Annotated in this window: 15 protein-coding genes; 3 read left to right on the top strand and 12 right to left on the bottom strand. The window is 63.7% G+C overall.

Features of this window, described 5'->3' with window-relative positions:
• Positions 1 to 338: 338 nt before the first annotated feature.
• From PP4_RS10570 to mdlC, 4 genes are all read right to left on the bottom strand, one after another.
• Positions 339 to 1,592, bottom strand: coding sequence for an OprD family porin (locus PP4_RS10570; protein ID WP_016499169.1), 1,254 nt, complete (start codon positions 1,590 to 1,592; stop codon positions 339 to 341).
• 119 nt (positions 1,593 to 1,711) lie between these two features.
• Positions 1,712 to 3,187: an aldehyde dehydrogenase family protein gene (locus PP4_RS10565; protein WP_016499168.1), complete on the bottom strand. Its 1,476-nt coding sequence runs from the start codon at positions 3,185 to 3,187 to the stop codon at positions 1,712 to 1,714.
• Positions 3,188 to 3,201: 14 nt separating this feature from the next.
• Complete coding sequence (locus tag PP4_RS10560; RefSeq protein WP_016499167.1) at positions 3,202 to 4,542, bottom strand: MFS transporter; 1,341 nt, start codon at positions 4,540 to 4,542, stop codon at positions 3,202 to 3,204.
• Positions 4,543 to 4,597: 55 nt separating this feature from the next.
• Positions 4,598 to 6,184 (bottom strand): benzoylformate decarboxylase, encoded by a 1,587-nt coding sequence (gene mdlC / locus PP4_RS10555; RefSeq protein ID WP_016499166.1) that lies wholly within the window; start codon positions 6,182 to 6,184, stop codon positions 4,598 to 4,600.
• A gap of 117 nt (positions 6,185 to 6,301) precedes the next feature.
• Here mdlC and PP4_RS10550 point away from each other — a divergent pair, with 117 nt between their 5' ends.
• On the top strand, positions 6,302 to 7,198 hold the full coding sequence (locus tag PP4_RS10550; protein WP_016499165.1) for a LysR family transcriptional regulator: 897 nt from the start codon (positions 6,302 to 6,304) through the stop codon (positions 7,196 to 7,198).
• Here PP4_RS10550 and PP4_RS10545 read toward each other — a convergent pair.
• Positions 7,195 to 8,526, bottom strand: a complete 1,332-nt coding sequence (locus tag PP4_RS10545) for an MFS transporter (RefSeq protein WP_016499164.1) — start codon at positions 8,524 to 8,526, stop codon at positions 7,195 to 7,197. The genes PP4_RS10550 and PP4_RS10545 overlap by 4 nt on opposite strands.
• A 563-nt stretch (positions 8,527 to 9,089) precedes the next feature.
• On the opposite strand from PP4_RS10545, the gene mrdA reads away from it, so the two are divergent.
• The gene (gene mrdA / locus PP4_RS10540; RefSeq protein ID WP_016499163.1) at positions 9,090 to 10,985 is read left to right on the top strand and encodes a penicillin-binding protein 2; all 1,896 of its coding nucleotides are present in this window, start codon (positions 9,090 to 9,092) and stop codon (positions 10,983 to 10,985) included.
• A 234-nt stretch (positions 10,986 to 11,219) separates the two neighbouring features.
• Here mrdA and PP4_RS10535 read toward each other — a convergent pair whose 3' ends face one another.
• From PP4_RS10535 to PP4_RS10515, 5 genes are all read right to left on the bottom strand, one after another.
• Positions 11,220 to 11,936 carry an ABC transporter ATP-binding protein gene (locus PP4_RS10535; RefSeq protein ID WP_016487587.1) on the bottom strand — a complete coding sequence of 239 codons (717 nt, stop codon included), beginning with the start codon at positions 11,934 to 11,936 and terminating at the stop codon, positions 11,220 to 11,222.
• Positions 11,933 to 12,706: an ABC transporter ATP-binding protein gene (locus PP4_RS10530; protein WP_016487588.1), complete on the bottom strand. Its 774-nt coding sequence runs from the start codon at positions 12,704 to 12,706 to the stop codon at positions 11,933 to 11,935. Before PP4_RS10530 ends, PP4_RS10535 begins: the two co-directional genes overlap by 4 nt.
• Positions 12,703 to 13,950: an ABC transporter permease subunit gene (locus PP4_RS10525; protein WP_016499162.1), complete on the bottom strand. Its 1,248-nt coding sequence runs from the start codon at positions 13,948 to 13,950 to the stop codon at positions 12,703 to 12,705. Before PP4_RS10525 ends, PP4_RS10530 begins: the two co-directional genes overlap by 4 nt.
• 10 nt (positions 13,951 to 13,960) lie before the next feature.
• Positions 13,961 to 14,899, bottom strand: a complete 939-nt coding sequence (locus PP4_RS10520; protein ID WP_016499161.1) for a branched-chain amino acid ABC transporter permease — start codon at positions 14,897 to 14,899, stop codon at positions 13,961 to 13,963.
• Between the two features lie 130 nt (positions 14,900 to 15,029).
• Complete coding sequence (locus PP4_RS10515) at positions 15,030 to 16,178, bottom strand: branched-chain amino acid ABC transporter substrate-binding protein (protein ID WP_016499160.1); 1,149 nt, start codon at positions 16,176 to 16,178, stop codon at positions 15,030 to 15,032.
• 330 nt (positions 16,179 to 16,508) lie between these two features.
• Here PP4_RS10515 and PP4_RS10510 point away from each other — a divergent pair, with 330 nt between their 5' ends.
• Positions 16,509 to 17,234 carry a FadR/GntR family transcriptional regulator gene (locus PP4_RS10510; protein WP_016499159.1) on the top strand — a complete coding sequence of 242 codons (726 nt, stop codon included), beginning with the start codon at positions 16,509 to 16,511 and terminating at the stop codon, positions 17,232 to 17,234.
• Between the two features lie 192 nt (positions 17,235 to 17,426).
• Here PP4_RS10510 and PP4_RS10505 read toward each other — a convergent pair whose 3' ends face one another.
• Positions 17,427 to 18,875: an NAD-dependent succinate-semialdehyde dehydrogenase gene (locus PP4_RS10505; protein WP_016499158.1), complete on the bottom strand. Its 1,449-nt coding sequence runs from the start codon at positions 18,873 to 18,875 to the stop codon at positions 17,427 to 17,429.
• A gap of 61 nt (positions 18,876 to 18,936) precedes the next feature.
• Entirely contained in the window at positions 18,937 to 20,622 is a 1,686-nt protein-coding gene (locus tag PP4_RS10500; RefSeq protein WP_016499157.1) for a thiamine pyrophosphate-binding protein, read from the bottom strand.
• Positions 20,623 to 20,637: the final 15 nt, after the last annotated feature.

The following is a 20,637-nucleotide window of genomic DNA, read 5'->3' as shown; positions in this document are numbered from 1 at the left end:
CTTGAAGGGGTTTCACCAAGAGGCGCTGGCTTGCTTCTATCGTCGTTTGCAAACGATGCATTCTTTATCGGCGCTTTGGTGGAAGGGGTGGGGCGATGTCTCCCACGGTCTGTACTGCTGTGAACAGTCAGAATCGGGCATTTAGTCCCACCACCCCTTCAAGTCTAACCATACAAGCGGGCGTGCCCGCGAAGAACCCTGCGCGGTGGATGGCACCGGCTCCGCCGGTGTTCGCGCTAGCGCTTAGGTGCTGTGCAAGGCAGTTGCCCCCATAGGTACTGCATAAGCCTGAAGCCTGCGCGAACCTGTAGGACCGTGCTCACCGGGCACATTGCTGCTTACAGCGTCAGCGGGTAGCTGACGATCAGTCGCGTCTGGTCGAAATCGCTGTTGAAGCTGCGCCGGTTGGTGGCGTTGTTCAGGCGGATGTTGAGGTTCTTCAACGCCCCGCTCTGGAACGTGTAGTTCACCTCGGTATCACGCTCCCACTCCTTGCCATTGCTGCCCGCCGCCGTGGTGGCATTTTCGCCATGCCCGTAACGCACCATGGCCAATAGCCCAGGCACACCCAGCGCGGCAAAGTTGTAGTCGTAGCGCACTTGCCACGAGCGCTCGTCGGCGTTGCTGAAGTTGCCGTTGAACATGTCGTTGCCCAAGGTGCGCCCGCTGCTGCCGTACACCGACATCCACTGGCTGTCGCCACTCACTTTCTGCAACCCCACGTACAGCGTGTGACCACTGTGCGAAGCTGACAGCAAGGCGTAGCCCGTGCGGCTCTGGATATCGCCGATGCGCGCCTGGCCGTCATCACGGTCGATGAAGTAACCCAGGTTGGCCCCCAGCGTCCACTCGCCCACTCGCTGGCTGTGCAGCAGGTTGAAGTAGCTTTGCTGGTATATGTCTTCCAACTGCGAATGCCACGCGCCGATCAGGGTGCGCTGCTGGTTGAAGCGGTACTCGGCGCCGGCGTAGTTGAAGCCGTCCGAGGTGACCCCGGGCGCGGCCCAGGCAGAGAGGTCCTGCATATCGGACGAGTTGCGCAGGCTGACCTCGCGGTACTGGCCGGCTTGCAGGCTCAGGCCTTCGATTTCCCGCGAGTCGAACATGGCGCCACGGAAGGTCTGCGGCAGCAGGCGGCCATCGTCGTAGCGCAGCAGCGGGATATCCGGCAGCAGTTCACCCACCTTCAGCTCGGTCGATGAAATACGCAGCTTGGCCGCCAGCCCTGCGCGGCCATAGTTGTCGGCCGCACGCCCGTCGTCGTGCACCGGCAGCAGTTCGGAACCGCTGGTACCGCGGCCACTGTCCAGCTTCATGCCGAACATGGCGATGCCATCCAGGCCCACACCGATCAGCCCCGGGGTGTAGCCGGAGCTGAACTTGAAGATGAAGCCCTGGGCCCATTCTTCGACTTTGCTCTTGGCCGCCCCCGGGTCACGGAAATCGCGGTTGAAGTAGTAGTTGCGCAGCGTCAGCCCGGCCTTGGCATCTTCAAGGAAGCCCCCCTCCCCGGCCCAGGCCGGCAAACCCAGGCCAAGCGCCAGCGAAACCGCCAGGGCCGAACGGGCAAGGGTGCAGTGTGTGTGCATCATTATTATTGTTCTCCGCGTTACTTGGGCGCAGCCACCCCCCGCAGGCTGCCCAGAGCCCGTGGTCGAATGGCTGCATGAATGCCCGGCCTGGGCCGGGCGCTACTCAGTGGCTCAATGCATCAGAACGGATACTGGCGCGGCACGTGCTGCACGCTTACCCAGTGATCGCGGGTAAACTCGTCGATGGCCCAGTCCCCGTTGAAACGGCCAAGCCCCGAGTTCTTCTCACCGCCGAACGGCGCGTTGGCCTCGTCGTTCACCGGGATGTCGTTGATGTGGCTCATGCCTGCACGCACCTGGCGGGCAAAGCGCACGGCACGCTCCAGGTTGCGGCTGAACACCGCGCTGGAAAGGCCGAATTCGCTGGCATTGGCCAGCTCCAGGGCATGCGCTTCGTCACGCGCGCGCAGCAAGCCCACCAAGGGGCCGAAGATTTCGTTACGCGCAAGGTCCATGTCGACGGTGACCTCGCCATACACATGCGGCGCCAGCAAGTTGCCGTCGACCCCGCCCTCGTACAGCGGCTCGGCACCTTCGCCGCGTGCCAGGCTGATCTTGTCCTGAAGGCCCTGCAGTTGCCGGGCATTGATTACCGGCCCGATCACTGTAGCTGACGAGTCCGGATCGCCTACCACCAGCGCCCTGACACGCTCGACGAAGCGCTGCGCAAAAGCGTCGTAGAGGCTGTCGTCGATGATGATCCGGTTCACCGCCATGCAGATCTGCCCCTGATGCAGGAACTTGCCAAACACGGCAGCATTCACCGCCTGTTCAAGGTCGGCATCGTCCAACACCACGAACGGGCTGTTGCCGCCCAGCTCCAGGGCAACGTGCTTGAGGTATTCGCCACCGCTCGCAATACGGCCAATGCCACGCCCCACCGGGGTGGAGCCAGTGAAGGTGATCAGCGCCGGCACCGGGTGCTCGACAAAGGCATCACCGATATCGCCGCCCGCGCCGACCACCACGCTGAGTACGCCGGCTGGCAACCCGGCCTCTTCGAAAATGCGTGCCAGCAGCAGGCCGCCGCACACCGGGGTGTCGCTGGCAGGCTTGACCACCACGGCATTGCCCAGCGCCAGCGCCGGGGCAATCGAGCGCTGGGTCAGGTGCAGCGGGAAATTCCACGGGCTGATGACCCCGACCACACCCAGGGCGCTGCGGTACACGCGGCTTTCCTTGCCCGGCACGTTGGACTCGACGATGCGCCCATGCACCCGCGACGGGAACGATGCCGACTCCAGTGCAATCGCCCGCGCCGCGCCCCATTCCAGCTGCGCCTTGAGCCGGGTACTGCCGGATTCGCGGATGATCCAGTCGATGATCTCGTCGCGGCGACGATCAAATATCGCCACCACTTCGTACAGCACCGCCGCGCGTGCGGCGGGGCCCAGTGCCGCCCATTTTGACTGTGCCCGGGCTGCCTCCAGATAGGCGGCATCCAGGTCGGCACGACTGGCCTGTTGGACCTCAAGCAATAAGTCGCCGTTGTATGGGTTGTACACATTCAGGGGCTTGCCGGCACTACCGGCGCGCCACTCGCCGGCAATCGGCAGCAGTTGAAGGTCTTGATAACGAGGGCAATTGGCAGACATGCAAGGCTCCTTGGTCAGCACGTAGGTTTGTTGGCAGCTTCAGGCTCACTGGCCTGTTGTGGCGCACGCACCTGGATGAAGGCGATGGCAAGCGCACCGATCACCCCAGGCAGGGCGAAGGCGAGGAAGTTTTGCTGGATCGGCAGTTGCATCGACAGCAGGCTGCCACCCAGCATGGGCCCGGCGATGGCGCCGAGGCGGCCGATACCGGCAGCCCAGCCCACCCCGGTGGAGCGGATGTGCGCCGGGTAGGCGATAGAGGCATAGGCATGGATTACTGCCAGAGTGCCGATGGTGGTAGCGCCGGCGACCAGCAACAGCAGGTTGAGCAACAGCGGGCCCGGGTTGAGCCCCAGCGCCGCCAGCGACAGCGCTGCCAGCACGAAGAACAGCGCCAGCGTGCGCTGCACCCCCAGGCGGTCGGCGAGCCAGCCACCAAACAATGCACCCACCGTGGCGCCAATGTTCAGCGTCACCAGAAACGCCAGGCTCGAGCCCAAGGGGTAGCCGCCCTGCGCCATCAGCTTGGGCAACCAGGTATTGAGGCCATAGCTCATCAGCATGCACATGGCGAACGCCACCCATAGCAACAAGGTGGCCAGGGCCTGACCAGGGCCGAACAACTGCGCCAGGCGCGCCTTGTCTACCGGTTGGTCGCTGCCCGCCAAATGTAGCTCGGTGCCCGGGCGAAACCCCGGGTCGACCTTCGCCAGCAACCGTTCAAGCTCGGCACGGCGCCCCTTGAGCTCAAGAAACGCCGCCGACTCCGGCAGGTAGCGCAGCATGAACGGCACGGCCAGCACCGGCAGCACAGCCACATAGAACACAGCTTGCCACCCCCACTGCGGGATCACCGCGATTGCCAGCAAAGCCGACAGCACTGCGCCCACCGAATAGAAGCTGGACATCACGGTGATCATGGTGCTGCGCCGCCCTTGCGGGGCGAACTCGCTGATCAGGTTGACGGCGCTGGGCACCAGCGCGCCCAGGGCCAGCCCGGTCACCAGGCGGCAGGCACCGAGCGCCAGCGGGGTTTCTGCATGCCCGGTCATGAACGCCGCCAGGCTGGCCAGCAGTGTGGTGAGGATGATCAGTTTGCGCCGGCCGAAACGGTCGGCCAGTGGCGCCAGCAAAGTACCGCCGAACAGCATGCCGAACAGCGCACAGCTGCCGAGCGTGCCGGCTTCGATGGCGCTAAGTTGCCATTCCTGCATCAGGCGTGGCACCACCGAGCCGTAAATCACCATGTCATAGCCATCGAACAGCATGATGAAACAGCCCCACAGCAGTATCAGCAGGTGCGTGCGATTGAAGGGTGCAGCATCGATCACTTCACTTACGGAAGTCGTCTTCATAGCCACCTCGGTTCTTGTTTTTGTGGGTGTCGCGTGGTGTGCGTGTGTGTCGGGTTCAGGGCTCGATGGTCTGGGTCGGCACTTCGATCAGCACTGGCCGGTCGCTCTCCAGCGCTTCACGCAAGGCCTGGGCGAAGGCGCTGCCAGTGGCCGCATGCACCGCCTGCACGCCATAGCCACGGGCGATGGCGCAGAAGTCCAGGCCAGGCACGTCCAGCCCGGGCGCATCGTTGACGTCGAGCACATCGGCGAACCAGCGCAATGCGCCGTAGGTGCCGTTCTTGAGGATGATGAACACCACCGGGATGTTGTATTGCGCGGCGGTCCACAACGCGGTGATGCCATAGTTGGCCGAGCCGTCGCCGATCACGCCGATCACCTGCCGGCCAGGCGATGCCAGCTGCACGCCTACGGCTGCTGGCAGGCCAAAACCCAGGCCACCGGCTGCGGGGAAGAAATAACTGCCCGGCTCACGCATTTCCACGCGGCGCCAGAACGCACCCACGGTAGAGGTGGACTCCTTGACGTAGATGGCGTCCTTGGGCGCCAGGGCGTTGAGCAGGTCGAACACTGTTTCAGGGCGCAACAGGCCACCGTCATCCGCCACCGGTTCAGCAGCAGGCAAAGCGGTGGGCATCTGCCGCACGCTCTGCGGCACGCCGTCCAGCACGGCCTCGAGGGTAAGCGCAATGTCGCCGACCAGGGCGTCGCCCATGGGCGCGCGCGCCGCTTCGCCCGGGTCACAGGTCAGGTGCAGCAGCTCGCAGCCGGCCGGCAGGTAGTTGCCTGGGGCGAACTGGTGGTAGCGGAACACCGGAGCCCCCACCACAAGGATCAGGTCGTGCCCGGCCAAATTGTGGCTGATGCCGGCAATGGCTGCCGGCAAAACCCCGCGGAAGCACGCATGCCGAGTGGGGAACGGGCAGCGCGACGCCGAAGGCGCGACCCAGGCCGGCATGCGCAGCTTCTCGGCCAACTGCACAGCCAGGCCATTGGCGGCGCTGCCATCGACATCCGGGCCCAGCACCAGCACCGGGTTGCGCGCCGCTGCCAGGCGTTCGCACAGGTGCTGCAGCTGCGCAGGCGACGGCAGCCCGGCACTGCTCACCTGGCGCCGTGCCAGGTGCTCGACACCGCTTGGCGCTTCGCACGCCCAGTCGTCATAGGGGATCGACACGTACACCGGCCCGCGTGGTGGCAAGTTGGCGGTGTGGATCGCCTGGCTCAGGGCGCGCGGCACGTCCTGCGCGGTAGCGGGCTCGTGGCTCCACTTGACCAGTGGCTTGGGCAGCTGTGCGGCATCGACATTGGCCAGCATCGCTTCCACCCCGATCATCGAGCGCACCTGCTGGCCGGCGGTAATCACCAGCGGGCTGTGCGAGTACCAGGCATTGGTGAGGGCGCCCATACCATTGCCGGTACCGGCAGCCGCGTGCAGGTTGACGAAGGTGGGCTGGCCGCTGGCCAGTGCGTAGCCATCGGCCATGCCGACCACGGCGCCTTCGTGCAGGCCGAGGATGTAGCGGAAATCCTCCGGGAAGCCCTTGAGAAACGGCAGCTCGTTGGAGCCGGGGTTGCCGAAGATGGTGGTCAGGCCATGCTGGCGAAGAATGTCGTAAGTGGCGCCGTGAACAGTTTTCATAAAGCCCCTTGCAGCTTGTTTTTGGAATTCGGGTTACTTTTGCAGCCACGGCCAGATTGATCAAATTGATACTATCTTTACCAAAAATAAAACCTATCTATGCGAAGCCAGTGCCCCATGAGCCACATCGACCTGAACCTGATCCGCACTTTCGTCACACTGTACGAGGCCCGCAGCGTCACTCTTGCCGCCGAGCGCCTGTTCGTCACCCAGCCCTCGGTCAGCTATGGCCTGGCCCGCCTGCGCGAACTGTTTGACGACGCCCTGTTCAGCCGCACGCGTGACGGCATTCAGCCGACCTTTGTTGCCGAGCAGCTGTACGGCACCCTGCGTGACGCACTGACGCGCATCGAAGGTGCTGTGCAGAGCACCCGCCAGTTCGACCCCGCGACCACCGAACGCAGGTTTCGCATCGCCCTTTCCGACCTTGGCGAAATGGGCTTCTTGCCGCTGATTCTGGCGCGCCTGAACCGCGATGCCCCGCAGGCGGAAGTCGAGGTGCTGCCACTGCAGGTGGACCAGGTGGGCGACTGGCTGGCCAGCGGCAAGATCGACGCCGCCATCTGCCGCCCGCCGGTGCCGGGCACGCGCAGCCAGGTACTGATGCGCGAACGTTATGTATGCCTGCTCAGCTGCGACCACCCTCGCATCGGCAATGAACTGAGCCTTGAGCAGTTCATTGCCGAACGCCATATCAGCGTTACCCGTACCACCGGCCACGGCAGTGTCGAAGACGTGCTCACCAGCATGCAGTTGCAGCGGCGCATCAGCCTGCAGGTGCCGCACTTCTCGGTGCTGCCGAAGATCATCCCCGGTACCGACCTGCTCGCCGTGCTGCCGGCACAGATCGGCCGGCTGTTCATGCAGGACGGGGGTTTGAAAATGCTTGAGCTGCCGTTCCAGGTTGCCGAGTTCAACGTGTCGCTGAACTGGCACCCCAACAGCGACAACTCCGCCGCCCTGCAATGGTTCTACGCCACGGTCGCCCAAGCGATCATCGATGGCCAGGCTTAGGCGTCGGCCAGCACTGGCCGCGCGGTGCTGGCCGCGGGGCGCAGCAACAGCAGGCAACCGGCGGCAAGCACGAAGACGCTGGCAAACACCCCGTACAGGTGCAGCGGTTGCCAGCCGCCATCGAGCAACATGCCGGCCACGGTCGGCGACAGAATTGCGCCCATGCGGCCAATGCCGATGCCCCAGCCCACGCCGGTAGCGCGCACCGAGGCGTCATAAACCACCGGCGACAGGGCATACAGGCCGGCCACGCAGCCATTGGAGAACAGCCCGATCAGCAACCCCAGCGCCAACGCGGCACTCACCGACGCGCCATTGACCACGAACAGCACCAGCAGCACCGCCGTGATCAGCATGAACAGGGCCAGCACGCGGGTGAGTGGCCAGCGCGAAGCCAGGCCACCGATCAGCGCCGCGCCAAGGATGCCGCCAACACTCAACAGCACCCCGCCGGTGATGCCCTGCTGTGCCGACAGGCCGGCGGCAACCAGCAGTTTCGGGGTCCAGCTCATGACGAAGTAGAAGCCGAACATGACCAGGAAAAACAGCAACCAGATCACCAGGGTGGTGCGGCGCATGGCAGGTGTCAGTAGCTGCCGGAAGCCGCGGGCGGCGCCCTGCTCCCTTGCCATGGCTGTTGGCAGTTGTGCCAGCGCCGGCTGGCCAAGGCGCGCGGCCAGGCGGTTGACCCGTGCCAGGGCATTGGCCGGGCGACGCGCCAGCAGAAAGTCCAGCGACTCCGGCAGCCACAACAGCACCAGCGGGATCACCAGCACGGTGACAATGCCGCCAAACAGGAACACCGAGCGCCAGCCCCAATGCCCCAGCAGCCATACCGCCAGCAAACCACCCAGCGTCGCCCCCAGGGCATAACCGGTTGACTGCAAACTCACCGCCAGGCCGCGCCAGCGTTTGCTGGCGTATTCGCTGGCAATCACGTTGCTGCTGGCCAGGATGCCACCGATGCCCAGCCCGGTCAGGCCACGCAGCAGCGCCAGTTGCAACGGGCTCTGGCTCATTGCCGAGAGCAGCATGCCGATGCCGGAAAGCGCCAGGCACAGCAGGATCAGCGGGCGACGGCCAAAGCGGTCGGCCCACGGTGCGAGGAACAACGAACCGGCCGCCATGCCGAACAAGCCGGCGCTGAGCAGCAGCCCGACCTGTGCGCCGTTCAGGGTCCACTCGGCAGACACCGACGACGCAGTGAAGGCCATGACCAGTACGTCAAAGCCATCGATCATGTTGAGGACGATGCAAATACCAATGGCCAGGTACTGGAAGCGGCCCATCGGGTCGTTGTCCAGGCGTTGCTTGAGATCGGTATTCATGGAGTCACCTGCCGGTTGGCCACAGGCGGGAGGACAGATGCGCACGCGCAGGCAAGACGGGGGGAACCCTGACAGTTCCGGGCCGCTGGATAGCCATTCATGACTGAACCCTTTTTGTAATTGTTATTGCATACGGCAGGAGGGCTCCGGCCGTTGTCAGGCGCTAATCAACCAGATAATGGATCCACAAACAACAGGCCGTATGCGATCACTCCCACAAAATCTCTCATGACCAAGGATGAAAATTGAGATTCAGTGCATTTTATTCTTGTTTATCAGTAAGTTAATAATTTAACGCTTAGTCCAATTTTCGTTCGTTTACCGAACACTACATATCTATGGATCCATAAAACACTAAAAATCCATATCTGCCCCTTAAGGACCAAGGTGCCATGAACAAATCTTCATGTTCCCCGCCAGCGCCCTGATTGCGGGGCGAACAGCCGTTATCCACCCAGCGCCAGCCGCCGCTCGCCTTGAGGGCGCGGTGGCTGTTGCGTAGCATCCCCGGCCCGATCGCGCGCCCGCACAGCCGCCGCGATACCTGCTGAAAAGAGCTACTGATGCCACAACCCATCCCCCTCAAGGACCACGAAAAGGAAAAGCACCTGGTCAATCGCCGGCTCCTGGCCTGCGCCATCCTGGTCTTCAGCCTGGTCGCCGTGCTGGTGGGGCGGCTGTATGTCTTGCAGGTGCTGCAGCACGACCAGCAGACCGCCGTGTCGGAAAACAACCGTGTGCACGTGCTGCCCATCGCCCCCGAACGCGGGCTGATCTACGACCGCAACGGCGTGGTGCTGGCCGACAACAAACCCAGCTTCGACCTGACCATGACCCGTGAGCGGGCCGGCGGCGACTCGGCCAAGGTGCTCGACACCCTCACCCAGGTGCTAGGCCTGACCGAAGACGACCGTAAGCAGTTCGACAAAGACCTGCGCCGTGGCCGCAAGCCGTTCGAACCGGTGACCCTGATGGTGGGCCTGAGCGAAGAGCAGATCGCTCTGGTGGCGGTGAACCAGTTCCGCCTGCCGGGCCTGGAGGTGGAACCGCAGTTCATCCGCGAATACCCGCTGGCTGGGCATTTCGCCCACTCGGTAGGCTACGTGGGTCGCATCAACGAGAAAGAAGCCAAGGTCCTGGACAGCACCGAGTACCGTGGCACCCAGTCAATCGGCAAGACCGGTATCGAGCACTTCTACGAAAGCCAGCTGCATGGCCACGTGGGCTACGAGGAAGTCGAGACCAACGCCCAGGGCCGGGTGATGCGCGTGCTCAACCACAAGGCCCCGACCCCGGGCCAGGACATTGTCCTGACCCTGGACGCCCACTTGCAGGTAGCCGCAGAAAAGGCGCTGGGCGACCGGCGTGGCTCGGTGGTGGTACTGGACCCGGCGAACGGCGATGTGCTGGCAATGGTCAGCAACCCCAGCTTCGACCCCAACCTGTTCGTCAAGGGCATCAGCTTCAAGCAGTACGCCGAACTGCGCGATTCCATCGACCGCCCCCTGTTCAACCGCGTGCTGCGCGGCCTGTATGCCCCGGGCTCGACGGTGAAGCCGGAAGTGGCCATCGCCGGCCTCGACAGCGGCGTGATCACCCCGGGCAGCCGGGTGTTCGACCCGGGCTACTACGAGCTGCCCAACTACGACCACAAGTACCGCAACTGGAACCGCAGCGGCGACGGCTGGGTGGACATGTACACCGCCATCATGCGGTCCAACGACACCTACTTCTACGACCTGGCGCACAAGCTGGGCATCGACCGCCTGCATGACTACATGGCCGAATTCGGCCTGGGCCAGAAGGTGTCGCTGGACATGTTCGAAGAGGCCTCCGGACTGATGCCGTCGGCCCAGTGGAAGCGCGCCACCCGGCGCCAGGCATGGTTCCCGGGCGAAACCCTTATCCTGGGTATCGGCCAGGGCTACATGCAGGTCACCCCGCTGCAGCTGGCCCAGGCCACCAGCCTGCTGGCGAGCAAGGGCGTGTGGCATCGCCCGCACTTGGCCATGACCGTGGGTGGCGATGCGCCGGTGGACCCCAACCCGATGCCCAACATCGTGCTGCACGACAAGCATGCCTGGGATCAGGTCAGCCAGGGCATGCAGATGGTCATGCACGACCCGCGCGGTATTGCCCGCGCCGCTGCGGCAGGCGCGCAGTACCGGATCGCCGGCAAGAGTGGTACCGCGCAGGTGGTGGCGATCAAGCAGGGTGAGCGTTACAACCGCAACAAGACCCTGGAGCGCCACCGCGACAACGCCCTGTTTGTCGGCTTTGCACCTGCCGACCACCCGAGTGTGGTGGTGGCGGTGATGATCGAGAACGGTGAGGCTGGGGGCCGGGTGGCGGGGCCGGTGGTGCGCGAGGTGATGGATGCTTACCTGCTGGATGAGCAAGGGCACTTGAAGCCGGAGTATGCAGGCGGTGCAAGTGGCCGTAACGTGCCACACATCTGAGAATTCGGGGCTGCTTCGCGCCCAATGGCTGCGGTGCGGTGCTGGGCTCGGGGAACCTGCCTGGGAGGAAATCGGGCATGGGCCTACTGGCCTCTTCGCGGGCACGCCCGCCCCCACAAGTACTGCACAGATCCTGAGGCCTGTGAGATTCCTGTGGGAGCTGGCGTGCACACGAAGAGGCCAGCAAGGCAAACACTCAACCCCAGGGCAAGTCCTCTTGTCATTGTGATTGGATCATTCGCCCAGGTAGGCCTTCTTCACCTGGTCGTCATGCAACAAGGTCTTGGCACAGCCTTCCAGGCTGATACGGCCGCCATCGATCACGTAGGCGCGCTGGCAGGTCTGCAGCGCCAGGCGGGCGTTCTGCTCCACCAGCAGTAGCGTTACCCCGCCCTTGACCACCTCGACGATGGTTTCGAAAATCTTCTGCACGATGATCGGCGCCAACCCCATGGAGGGCTCGTCCAGCAACAATAGCTTGGGCCGCCCCATCAGTGCCCGTGAAATGGCCAGCATCTGCTGCTCGCCACCCGACATGGTGCCGGCCAGCTGAAAGGCACGTTCTTTCAAGCGCGGAAAGATACCGTACATGCGTTCGATGTCGGCACCGATGGCGTCCTTGCCGTCGCGCCGACTGAAGGCCCCCATCTCGAGGTTTTCGTGCACCGTCAGCTTGGGGAAAATGCCCCGCCCTTCCGGCACCAGCGCCAGCCCTTCGCGGATCAGGTCATGGCCCTTGATCGCCGCGTGCGCCTTGCCATCGAAGGTGATGCTGCCGGCGCTGGGCTTCAGCAAGCCGGCCAAGGTTTTCAGGGTGGTGGTCTTGCCGGCGCCATTGGCGCCGATCAGCGCCACCATCTCACCCTCGCCCACCGTCAGGTCGATGCCCTTGATGGCCTGGATAGCCCCGTAGCTGACCTTCAGGTCACTCACTTGCAGGATGTTTTTCATGCCACTGCCTCTGCACCCAGGTAGGCCTCGATCACGCGTGGATCCTTGCGCACGTCGGCCGGCAGGCCGTCGGCGATCTTGCGGCCGAATTCCAGTACGGTGATGTGGTCGCAAAGGCCCATCACCAGCTTCACGTCGTGCTCGATCAACAACACTGTCTTGCCATCCGCCTTCATCTTGCACATCAGCTGGCGCAAGCCTTCGGTTTCCGAAGCGTTCATCCCCGCCGCCGGTTCGTCGAGCGCAATCAGCTTTGGCTCGGTGGCCAGCGCCCGAGCGATTTCCAGGCGGCGCTGGTCGCCGTAGGACAGGCTCTTGGCCAGTTCACCGGCCAAGTGGCCGATGCCGACGTAGTTCAGCCAGTAACGCGCGGCCTGGCGGATTTCCCGCTCTTCACGCACACAGGCCGGGGTACGCAGAATTGCGCCGAACACACCACTACGGGTGCGCACGTGGCGGCCGATCATCACGTTTTCCAGGGCGGTCATGTTGTGGAACAGACGGATGTTCTGGAAGGTGCGGGAGATGCCTGCCTCCACCACCTTGTGCGGTTTGCTGATGCGCAGTGGCTTGCCGTCGAACATCACCCTGCCCTGCTCGGCCCGATACAGCCCAGTGAGCACGTTGAACAGCGTGGTCTTGCCGGCGCCATTGGGGCCCAGCAGGCCGCGGATCTCGCCGCGACGGATGCTCAGGTCAATGCCATGCAGGGCCTGCAGGCCACCGAAGAACTTGCTCACCTGATGCAGCTCGAGAAGGAAATCGCTCATGCCTTGTCCGCCTGTTTGATCGGGAGTTCGAAGGAGGCTTCGCTGGCCGGTCCATTGATTGCAGTGCTGAGCACCGCAGGCGCCGGCTCGGCTTCAGGGTCGTCATCGTGCAGTTCGGCACGGCGGCGACTGGACGGCCAGAGTCCTTCGGGGCGAAAACGCATCACCAGGATCAGCGCCAGGCCGAATACCAGCATGCGCAGGGTTGAGGCATCCAGCACGTTGCGCAGGATATCGCGACTGATGAAGGTGACGTTGTCCATCACCCACGGCTGGACCCAGTTGACCAGGTCGCGGAACAGTTCGGGCATCACCGACAGGATCAGCGCCCCCAGCACCACGCCCCGGATCGAGCCCATGCCGCCGAGCACCACCATGGCCAGGACCATGATCGACTCCATCAGGGTGAACGATTCGGGGCTGACGAAACCCTGGTAGCTGGAGAACAGCACACCGGATACCCCGCCAAAGGTCGCCCCCATGGCAAAGGCCAGCAGCTTGAGGTTGCGCTTGTTCAGGCCCATGGCCTCGGCCGCCACTTCGTCTTCGCGCAGGGCCATCCAGGCGCGGCCGATACGCGACACTTCCAGGCGCTTGGACAGTACGATGCAGAGAATGACGACGAACAGGAAGAACAGGTAGTAGCTGATCACCGGCGACACGGGCAGGCCGAACAGGCTCCAGCTTTGCTGCAGCGACAGCACCGGCGTTGCCCCGGCACCTGGCGCGTGCGCCCATGCCCCGAAGTCGACGTGCAGCGGGGCAATGTTGCTGATGCCCTGGGGACCGTTGGTGAGGTTCACCGGCTGGTCCAGGTTGTTCATGAAGATGCGAATTATCTCGCCGAAGCCCAGGGTGACGATGGCCAGATAATCGCCGCGCAACTTGAGTACCGGCGCACCGATCAGCACCCCGCAAATGGCCGCAGCCAGGGCAGCCAACGGGATGATCACCCACACCGGCCAGTCCAGCACAGCCTCAAGCAGGCCGGCCATTTGCAGGTGGGGCGAAGCCAGCAGTGCGTACAGGTAGGCACCAATGGCGTAGAAGCCGATGTAGCCCATGTCGAGCAGGCCGGCATAACCGATGACAATGTTGAGGCCCAACGCCAGCAGCACGTAGAGCATGGCAAAGCCAAGAATGCGCACCCAGGTAGGGCCCAGCATGGGAATGGCCTCGACCAGGAACGGCAAGGCGATGAAGCCGAGAATCAACAACAGGTACTGGGTCTTGAGGTTTTTCATGACTGCCTCCTCACGCCCGGTCAGCCTGGCGTTCGCCAAGCAGCCCATTGGGCCGGAACAGCAACACCAGGATCAGCACCGCAAAGGCGAAGATGTCCTGGTAGTTGGCCCCCAGGAAGCCGCCCGTCAACTGCCCGGTGTAGCCTGCCGCCAGCGATTCGATCAGACCCAACAACAGGCCGCCAGCCATGGCCCCGAACAGGTTGCCGATACCGCCAAGCACCGCTGCGGAGAACGCCTTCAGGCCCAGTAGCAAGCCCATGTAGGCATCGGCCTGGCCGTAGTTGATGGCGCGCATTACCCCGGCGATGGCACCCAGGCTGGCGCCAATCAGGAAAGTGGCGCTGATCACCCGATTGATGTTGATGCCCATCAGCCCGGCCACTTCCTGATTCTGCGCGGTGGCGCGCATGGCTTTGCCCAGGCGGGTCTTGTCCACCAATAGCCACAAGCCAAGCATGATCACCACGGCAACCAGCATGATCGAGAGCTGCACGTTGGTGACAGTGGCGCCGAACACGTCCACGGGCCGCGTCTCTACCACCTCGGGGAAGGTCTTGTAGCCGCGCCCCCAGATCATCATCGCCAGGTTCTGCAAGGCGATGGAGATGCCGATGGCAAGGATCAGCGGGGTCAGCCGCGGGGCTTTGCGCAAGGGCCGATAGGCGTACTTTTCCATGCCCTGGGCCAGCAGCATGCACACCACCACAGCAGCCATGATTGCCAGCAGCAACGTGATGATGCCAGGGGCAAAGCCGGCGCCAGCGAGCATTGTCAGTACCGAAATGGTGACCATGGCGCCGATCATCACCACCTCGCCGTGGGCGAAGTTGATCAGGCCGATGATGCCGTAGACCATGGTGTAGCCCAAGGCTACCAGGGCATAGATGCTGCCCAGCACCAGGCCGTTGAGGACCTGTTGCAACAAGATATCGAAATTACCGTCCACGCGCTGAATCCTCGAAACTGCGTTGTCGTCGGCGCGCGGCGGCTCAGCGCCACACGCCGACTGGCCTGGCAGGTGGGAAAAGTCTTCTTGTTATGTCGCAGGCGTGCGCCCGCTTGTTATGGGGTGAAACTCAGTCGCGTTCGACCGACAAGGTTTTCCAGCCACCGTCGGCGAACTGGAACACGGTGGCAGCCGGGTTCTTCAGGTTGCCCTTGTCATCGAAGGCGATGGTGCCGGTGACGCCGTCATAGCTCTGGCTTTTGAGCACTGACAGATACACTTTGGGGTCGTCGGAACCGGCCTTGACCATGGCGTTGATCGCGGCCCAGGTGGCGTCATACGCAGCGGGTGACGACTGCACCACACCCACGCCGAACTTGTCCTTGAGCTTCTGTTCGAAGGCTGCCCCTTTGGGCATGTCCAGCAGCGGCGTGCCATAGTTCCAGGCATAGGTGCCTTCGGCGGCGCTGCCAGCCATCTGCTTGAACGAGTCATTGGGCAGGTTGCCGATGTTCATGAAGCGCGCCTTCAGGCCCAGGTTCTTCATCTGCTTGGCCATGGGTGCTGCCTGGTAGTCGAGTGCCGCGAAGAACACCGCGTCGGCCTTTTGCGCCTTGGCAGTGGTGAGGATGGCGTTGAAATCGGTGGACTTGTCGTTGGTGTACTCACGCACCACCACATTGCCGCCAGCCGCCTTGACCGCCCTGGTCACCTCGTCGGCCAGGCCTTGGCCATAGGCGGTGCGGTCATCGAAGATGGCGATGCGCTGGGCCTTGAGCTGGCTGACGAGGTAGTTGCCGGCGTAGCGGCCCAGGGTGGCGTCGTCGTTAACCGTGCGAAACACCGAAGGGATGCCCTGCTGGGTCAAGGTGGGGTTGGTGGCCGAGGGCGAGATCTGCGGGATGCCGGCGGCGGCGTAGATCTTCGAAGCCGGGATGCTGGTGCCGGAGTTGTAGTGGCCGATCACCACCGCCACTTTCGAGTCCACCAGGCGTTGCGCCACCGCCGTGCCCGTGCGTGGGTCGGCGACATCGTCCTCGGAGACCAGTTTGAACTGGGCCACCTTGTCACCGATTTTCAGTTGCTGCTGGTTGGCCTCTTCCACGGCAATCTGAATGCCATGCTCGACGTCCTGTCCCTGGTGCGCCGAAGGGCCGGTCAGAGGGCCGGCGAAGCCGATCCTGACAACTTCACTGTCTGCTGCGTTTGCCGTCCCCATGGCCATCAGCAATGTTACCGCGGTCGCGAGGGCTGTACGCCCTCCCTTGTTGTTATTCATGCTCAGCTCCCAGTAGTGATTGGACGAACCTCGACATCGCTTACCGCATGCGAAATGGCCGGAACGCCATCGCACTTGTAAGATAACAGTCAGCAGGCAACTGTCAATGGGTGTATGCTACGCGAGAAGGTAAAAATAATTTTCCCGGCGACGAGATCTGCGTGGTCAAGAAGTGGGGCATCAGACGAGCTAGTAAGATGTTTGATAACATATGCCGACAACATCACCGCTGGTTGGCTACGGATCCCGCCGCAAGGGGCATGAGGGCTGCGCGCAACCTGCCGGAGAATCAACCGTGATGAGCCAATCAGTTTCAGGAGCAACCCTTCTATGAATGCGTCGTTAGGCACGCGTCGCGCCAATCTGGCGGAAATCGTGATCCAGGAGCTTTCCAGCCGGATCGACAATGGCACCTACGGCCCGGGCGACAAGCTGCCGTCCGAACAGGCGCTGTGCAAAGAGTTCAACGTCAGCCGCCCGGTCATCCGCGAAGCGGTGGCCTCGCTGCGCCTGGGCGGTCGCCTGATTGCCCGTCAAGGTGTGGGCGTATTCGTGGTCGAGCAGGATGTGAAACGCATCGGCTTTGCCATCGACAGCGTTGTCGATGACGTACGCGCTGCGGCGCAGATCCTTGAATTGCGCCTGGGGATCGAGGCGGAATCGGTGGCCCGCGCCGCCGAGCGCCGCAGCCCGGCCAGCATGGCGGCGATCACCGAGGCGTTCGACCGCTTCAACTCGCTGGACGGTGCCACGCAGGAAGAGGAAGCCAAGGCCGACTTCGAATTCCACCTGGCGATTGCACGTGCCACCAACAACCCGCATTTCACGCAATTGCTGGAAGCGCTGGGGCCGGACATCATCCTTGACCTGAACCTCAAACATGGCCAAGTAACCGGCAAGAACCGCCAGGCACACATCAAGAAAATTGCCCGCGAGCACGGGGCAATCCTGTCAGCGATCAGCATGGGCGATGTGGCCAGCGCACGTACGGCGCTGCGCAAGCACCTGGAAGAAAGCCTGTCGCGCTACCAGCGGCTGCTCGACAGCAAGGCCTGATCGTAACCCTGTGTCGGCCTCTTCGCGGGCAAACCCGCTCCCACATTGACCGCACGGCCTTCAAATCATGCGCCGTACCTGTGGGAAATTTCCACAGGTGCCATGCAGATCTTGAGACCTGTGCAGTGCCTGTGGGAGCGGGTTTGCCCGCGAAGAGGCCGGTACAGGCAACCTCAGGGGCTCAGGAATGCCTTATAGCCCAAGGCACACATACTTGAGCTCCAGGTAATCCTCGATCCCGTAGCGTGACCCTTCCCTGCCCAACCCCGAGGCCTTCACCCCACCAAACGGCGCCACTTCGGTCGCCACCACGCCGACGTTGACCCCGACCATGCCGTACTCCAGCGCTTCCGTCACCCGCCAGATGCGCCCGACATCCCGGGCATAGAGGTAGCAGGCCAGGCCGAACTCGGTGTCGTTGGCCTGGGCAATCACCTCCTCCTCACTGCCGAAGCGGAAGATCGGCGCCACCGGCCCGAAAATTTCCTCGCGCGCCACGCGCATGTCCGGCGCCACATCCGCCAGCAAGGTCGGCTCGAAGAAGGCCTCGCCCATCGCGTGCCGACGCCCTCCCGTCACCACCCGCGCACCGGCCTCCACAGCCTCGCCGACCAGCCGTTCGACACCACTGGCCGCACGCCCGTCGATCATCGGCCCGACCTGTGTACCTGGTGCATCGCCCCGCCCGACGACCAGCTCACCCACGCGCTCGGCAAAGCGCGCCACGAAGCGCTCGTAGATGCCGTCCTGGATATAGAAGCGGTTGGCGCACACGCAGGTCTGCCCGCTGTTGCGGAACTTGGCGATCAGCGCGCCTTCCACCGCCTTTTCCAGGTCGGCATCGTCGAACACGATGAACGGGGCGTTGCCGCCCAGCTCCATGGTCACCTTCTTCACCGTTGCCGCCGACTGCTGCAGCAACTGGATGCCGATGGGGGTCGAGCCGGTGAACGACAACTTGCGCACCACCGGGCTGGCCGTCAGCTCGCCGCCAATGGCCGCCGAATCGCCCGTCACCACGCTGAGCACACCCACCGGGATACCGGCACGCTCAGCCAGCACGCACAGTGCCAGCGCGCTGAACGGGGTTTGCGAAGCGGGCTTGAGCACCAACGTGCAGCCCGCCGCCAAAGCCGGCGCCGCCTTGCGGGTGATCATCGCCGCCGGGAAGTTCCAAGGTGTAATCGCCGCACACACACCAATCGGCTCCTTGGTCACGATCAAGCGCCGATCAGCGTTCGGCGAAGGAATCACATCGCCATAGATGCGTTTGCCTTCCTCGGCATAGAACTCTACATAAGCGGCGGCAAAGGCAATCTCGCCACGGGATTCGGCCAGCGGCTTGCCCTGCTCGGCGGTCATGATGCGCGCCAGGTCTTCCTGATGAGCGAGGATTTCACGGAACCAGGCCTGCAGCCGGGCGGCACGCTCCTTGGCAGTCAGCGCCCGCCACGCTGGCAAGGCGCACTCGGCAGCCGCGATGGCACGGCGGGTTTCTTCTGCCCCCATCCGCGGCACATGGCCCAGCACTTGGCCGGTGGCCGGGTTGGTCACGGCAATGCGCTGGCCGCTGTCAGCCGCCAGCCATTTTCCATCGATATAGCAAACTTCACGCAGCAGATCACGATCGGCAAGTTTCATGTCGATTGGCTCGTTCGAATAATGAAAAAGGTGGGGCCGGACCGCCCCCACCTGAGGTGAATCAGCGCTTGGCTTGCAGGGCCTTGTCGCGAATCTGGCTGAGGGTCATGCGCGGGGTCAGGGCTTCGGGGTCGACCTGCACTTCGATCAGCGCCGGCTTGCCGGACACTTGGCAACGCTCGAAAGCGGCAGCGAAGTCCTCGGTACGGGTAACGGTTTCACCGTGCAGCCCATAGGCGCGCGCCAGGGCGGCGAAGTCCGGGTTGTGCAGTTCGGTGCCGGACACCCGCCCAGGATAGGTGCGCTCCTGGTGCATGCGGATGGTGCCATACATGCCGTTGTTGACCACCACGGTGATCACCCGTGCGTCGTAGTGCGCCGCAGTGGCCAGTTCCTGGCCATTCATCAGGAAACAACCGTCACCGGCAAACGCCACCACCGTGCGCTGCGGGTAGGTCAGCTTGGCCGCCACTGCCGCCGGCACGCCGTAGCCCATCGAGCCGTTGGTAGGCCCGAGCAGCGTGCGGAATACGCGGTGCTGGTAGCCACGGTGCACCCAGCCGGTGTAGTTGCCGGCACCACAGGTTAGGATGCTGTCGGCCGGCAGGGTCTTGTTCAGCCAGGCGATCACTTCGCTCATCTGCACATCACCCGGCGAGCGCGGTGTTTCGAAGTTGCCGCGGTAGCCGCTGTTCAGGCTGGCGACCCAGTCGGCGAATGCCGCCGGGCGCACCGCCTGCAAGGCAGCGGCCTGGGCCAGGAAGCTGCCGGGGCCGGCATTGATGCCCAGGGTCGGCTGGTAAACGCGGCCGATCTCCTCCGCGCTGGCATGTACATGCACCAGCGCCTGCTTTGGCGTTGGAATGTCGACCAGCGCATATCCGCCCGTGGTCATCTCACCCAGGCGGGCACCCACCACAATCAACAGGTCAGACTGCTTTACCGCATCGACCAACACCGGGCCGGCAGCCAGGCCCAGGTCACCGGCATAGTGCGGGTCGGTGTTGTCGAACAGGTCCTGGCAGCGGAACGACGCCGCCAGTGGCAGGTTCTGCGCCTGCACGAAGCGCTTCAGGTCGGCCACCGCCTGGTCGTTCCAGCCACCGCCACCGGCAATCACCAGTGGCCGCTGGGCCTTGGCCAACAGCGCCTGCAATTCGCCCAGTGCCTGGGGCGCCGGAGCAGCCTCGACACGCTGGGCCGGGCGCGCATCGGCGACCTGCACCAGGTCGGTGAGCATGTCTTCTGGCAGCGCGATTACCACCGGACCAGGGCGGCCACTGATGGCGCGCTGGAAAGCCTGGTTGACCAGTTCGGGAATGCGCGCGGCATCGTCGATCTGCACCACCCACTTGGCCATCTGGCCGAACATGCGCCGGTAGTCCACTTCCTGGAAGGCTTCGCGTTCGATCTGGTCACGGGCCACCTGGCCGATGAACAGCAGCATCGGCGTGGAGTCCTGGAACGCGGTGTGCACGCCCACCGAGGCGTTGGTGGCGCCTGGGCCGCGGGTGACGAAGCAAATGCCTGGCTGGCCGGTCAGCTTGCCGTAGGCTTCGGCCATGTAAGCAGCACCGCCCTCCTGGCGGCAGACGATCAGGTCGATCTCATCCTGCACATCGTGTAGCGCATCGAGCACTGCCAGGTAGCTTTCACCTGGCACGCAGAACGCACGCTCGACACCATTCACCCGCAGGGCATCGACCAGTACCTGGCCGCCACTGCGCTTCACTTCGGAGTTGCTCATTGTTGTTCTCCCTAA

Origin of the sequence: Pseudomonas putida NBRC 14164 (assembly GCF_000412675.1) — a bacterium.
In the GTDB taxonomy this organism is placed as follows: Bacteria; Pseudomonadota; Gammaproteobacteria; order Pseudomonadales; family Pseudomonadaceae; genus Aquipseudomonas; species Aquipseudomonas putida.
The sequence above is the reverse complement of the archived record's forward strand: the minus strand, read 5'-3'. Positions and strand labels throughout refer to the sequence as shown.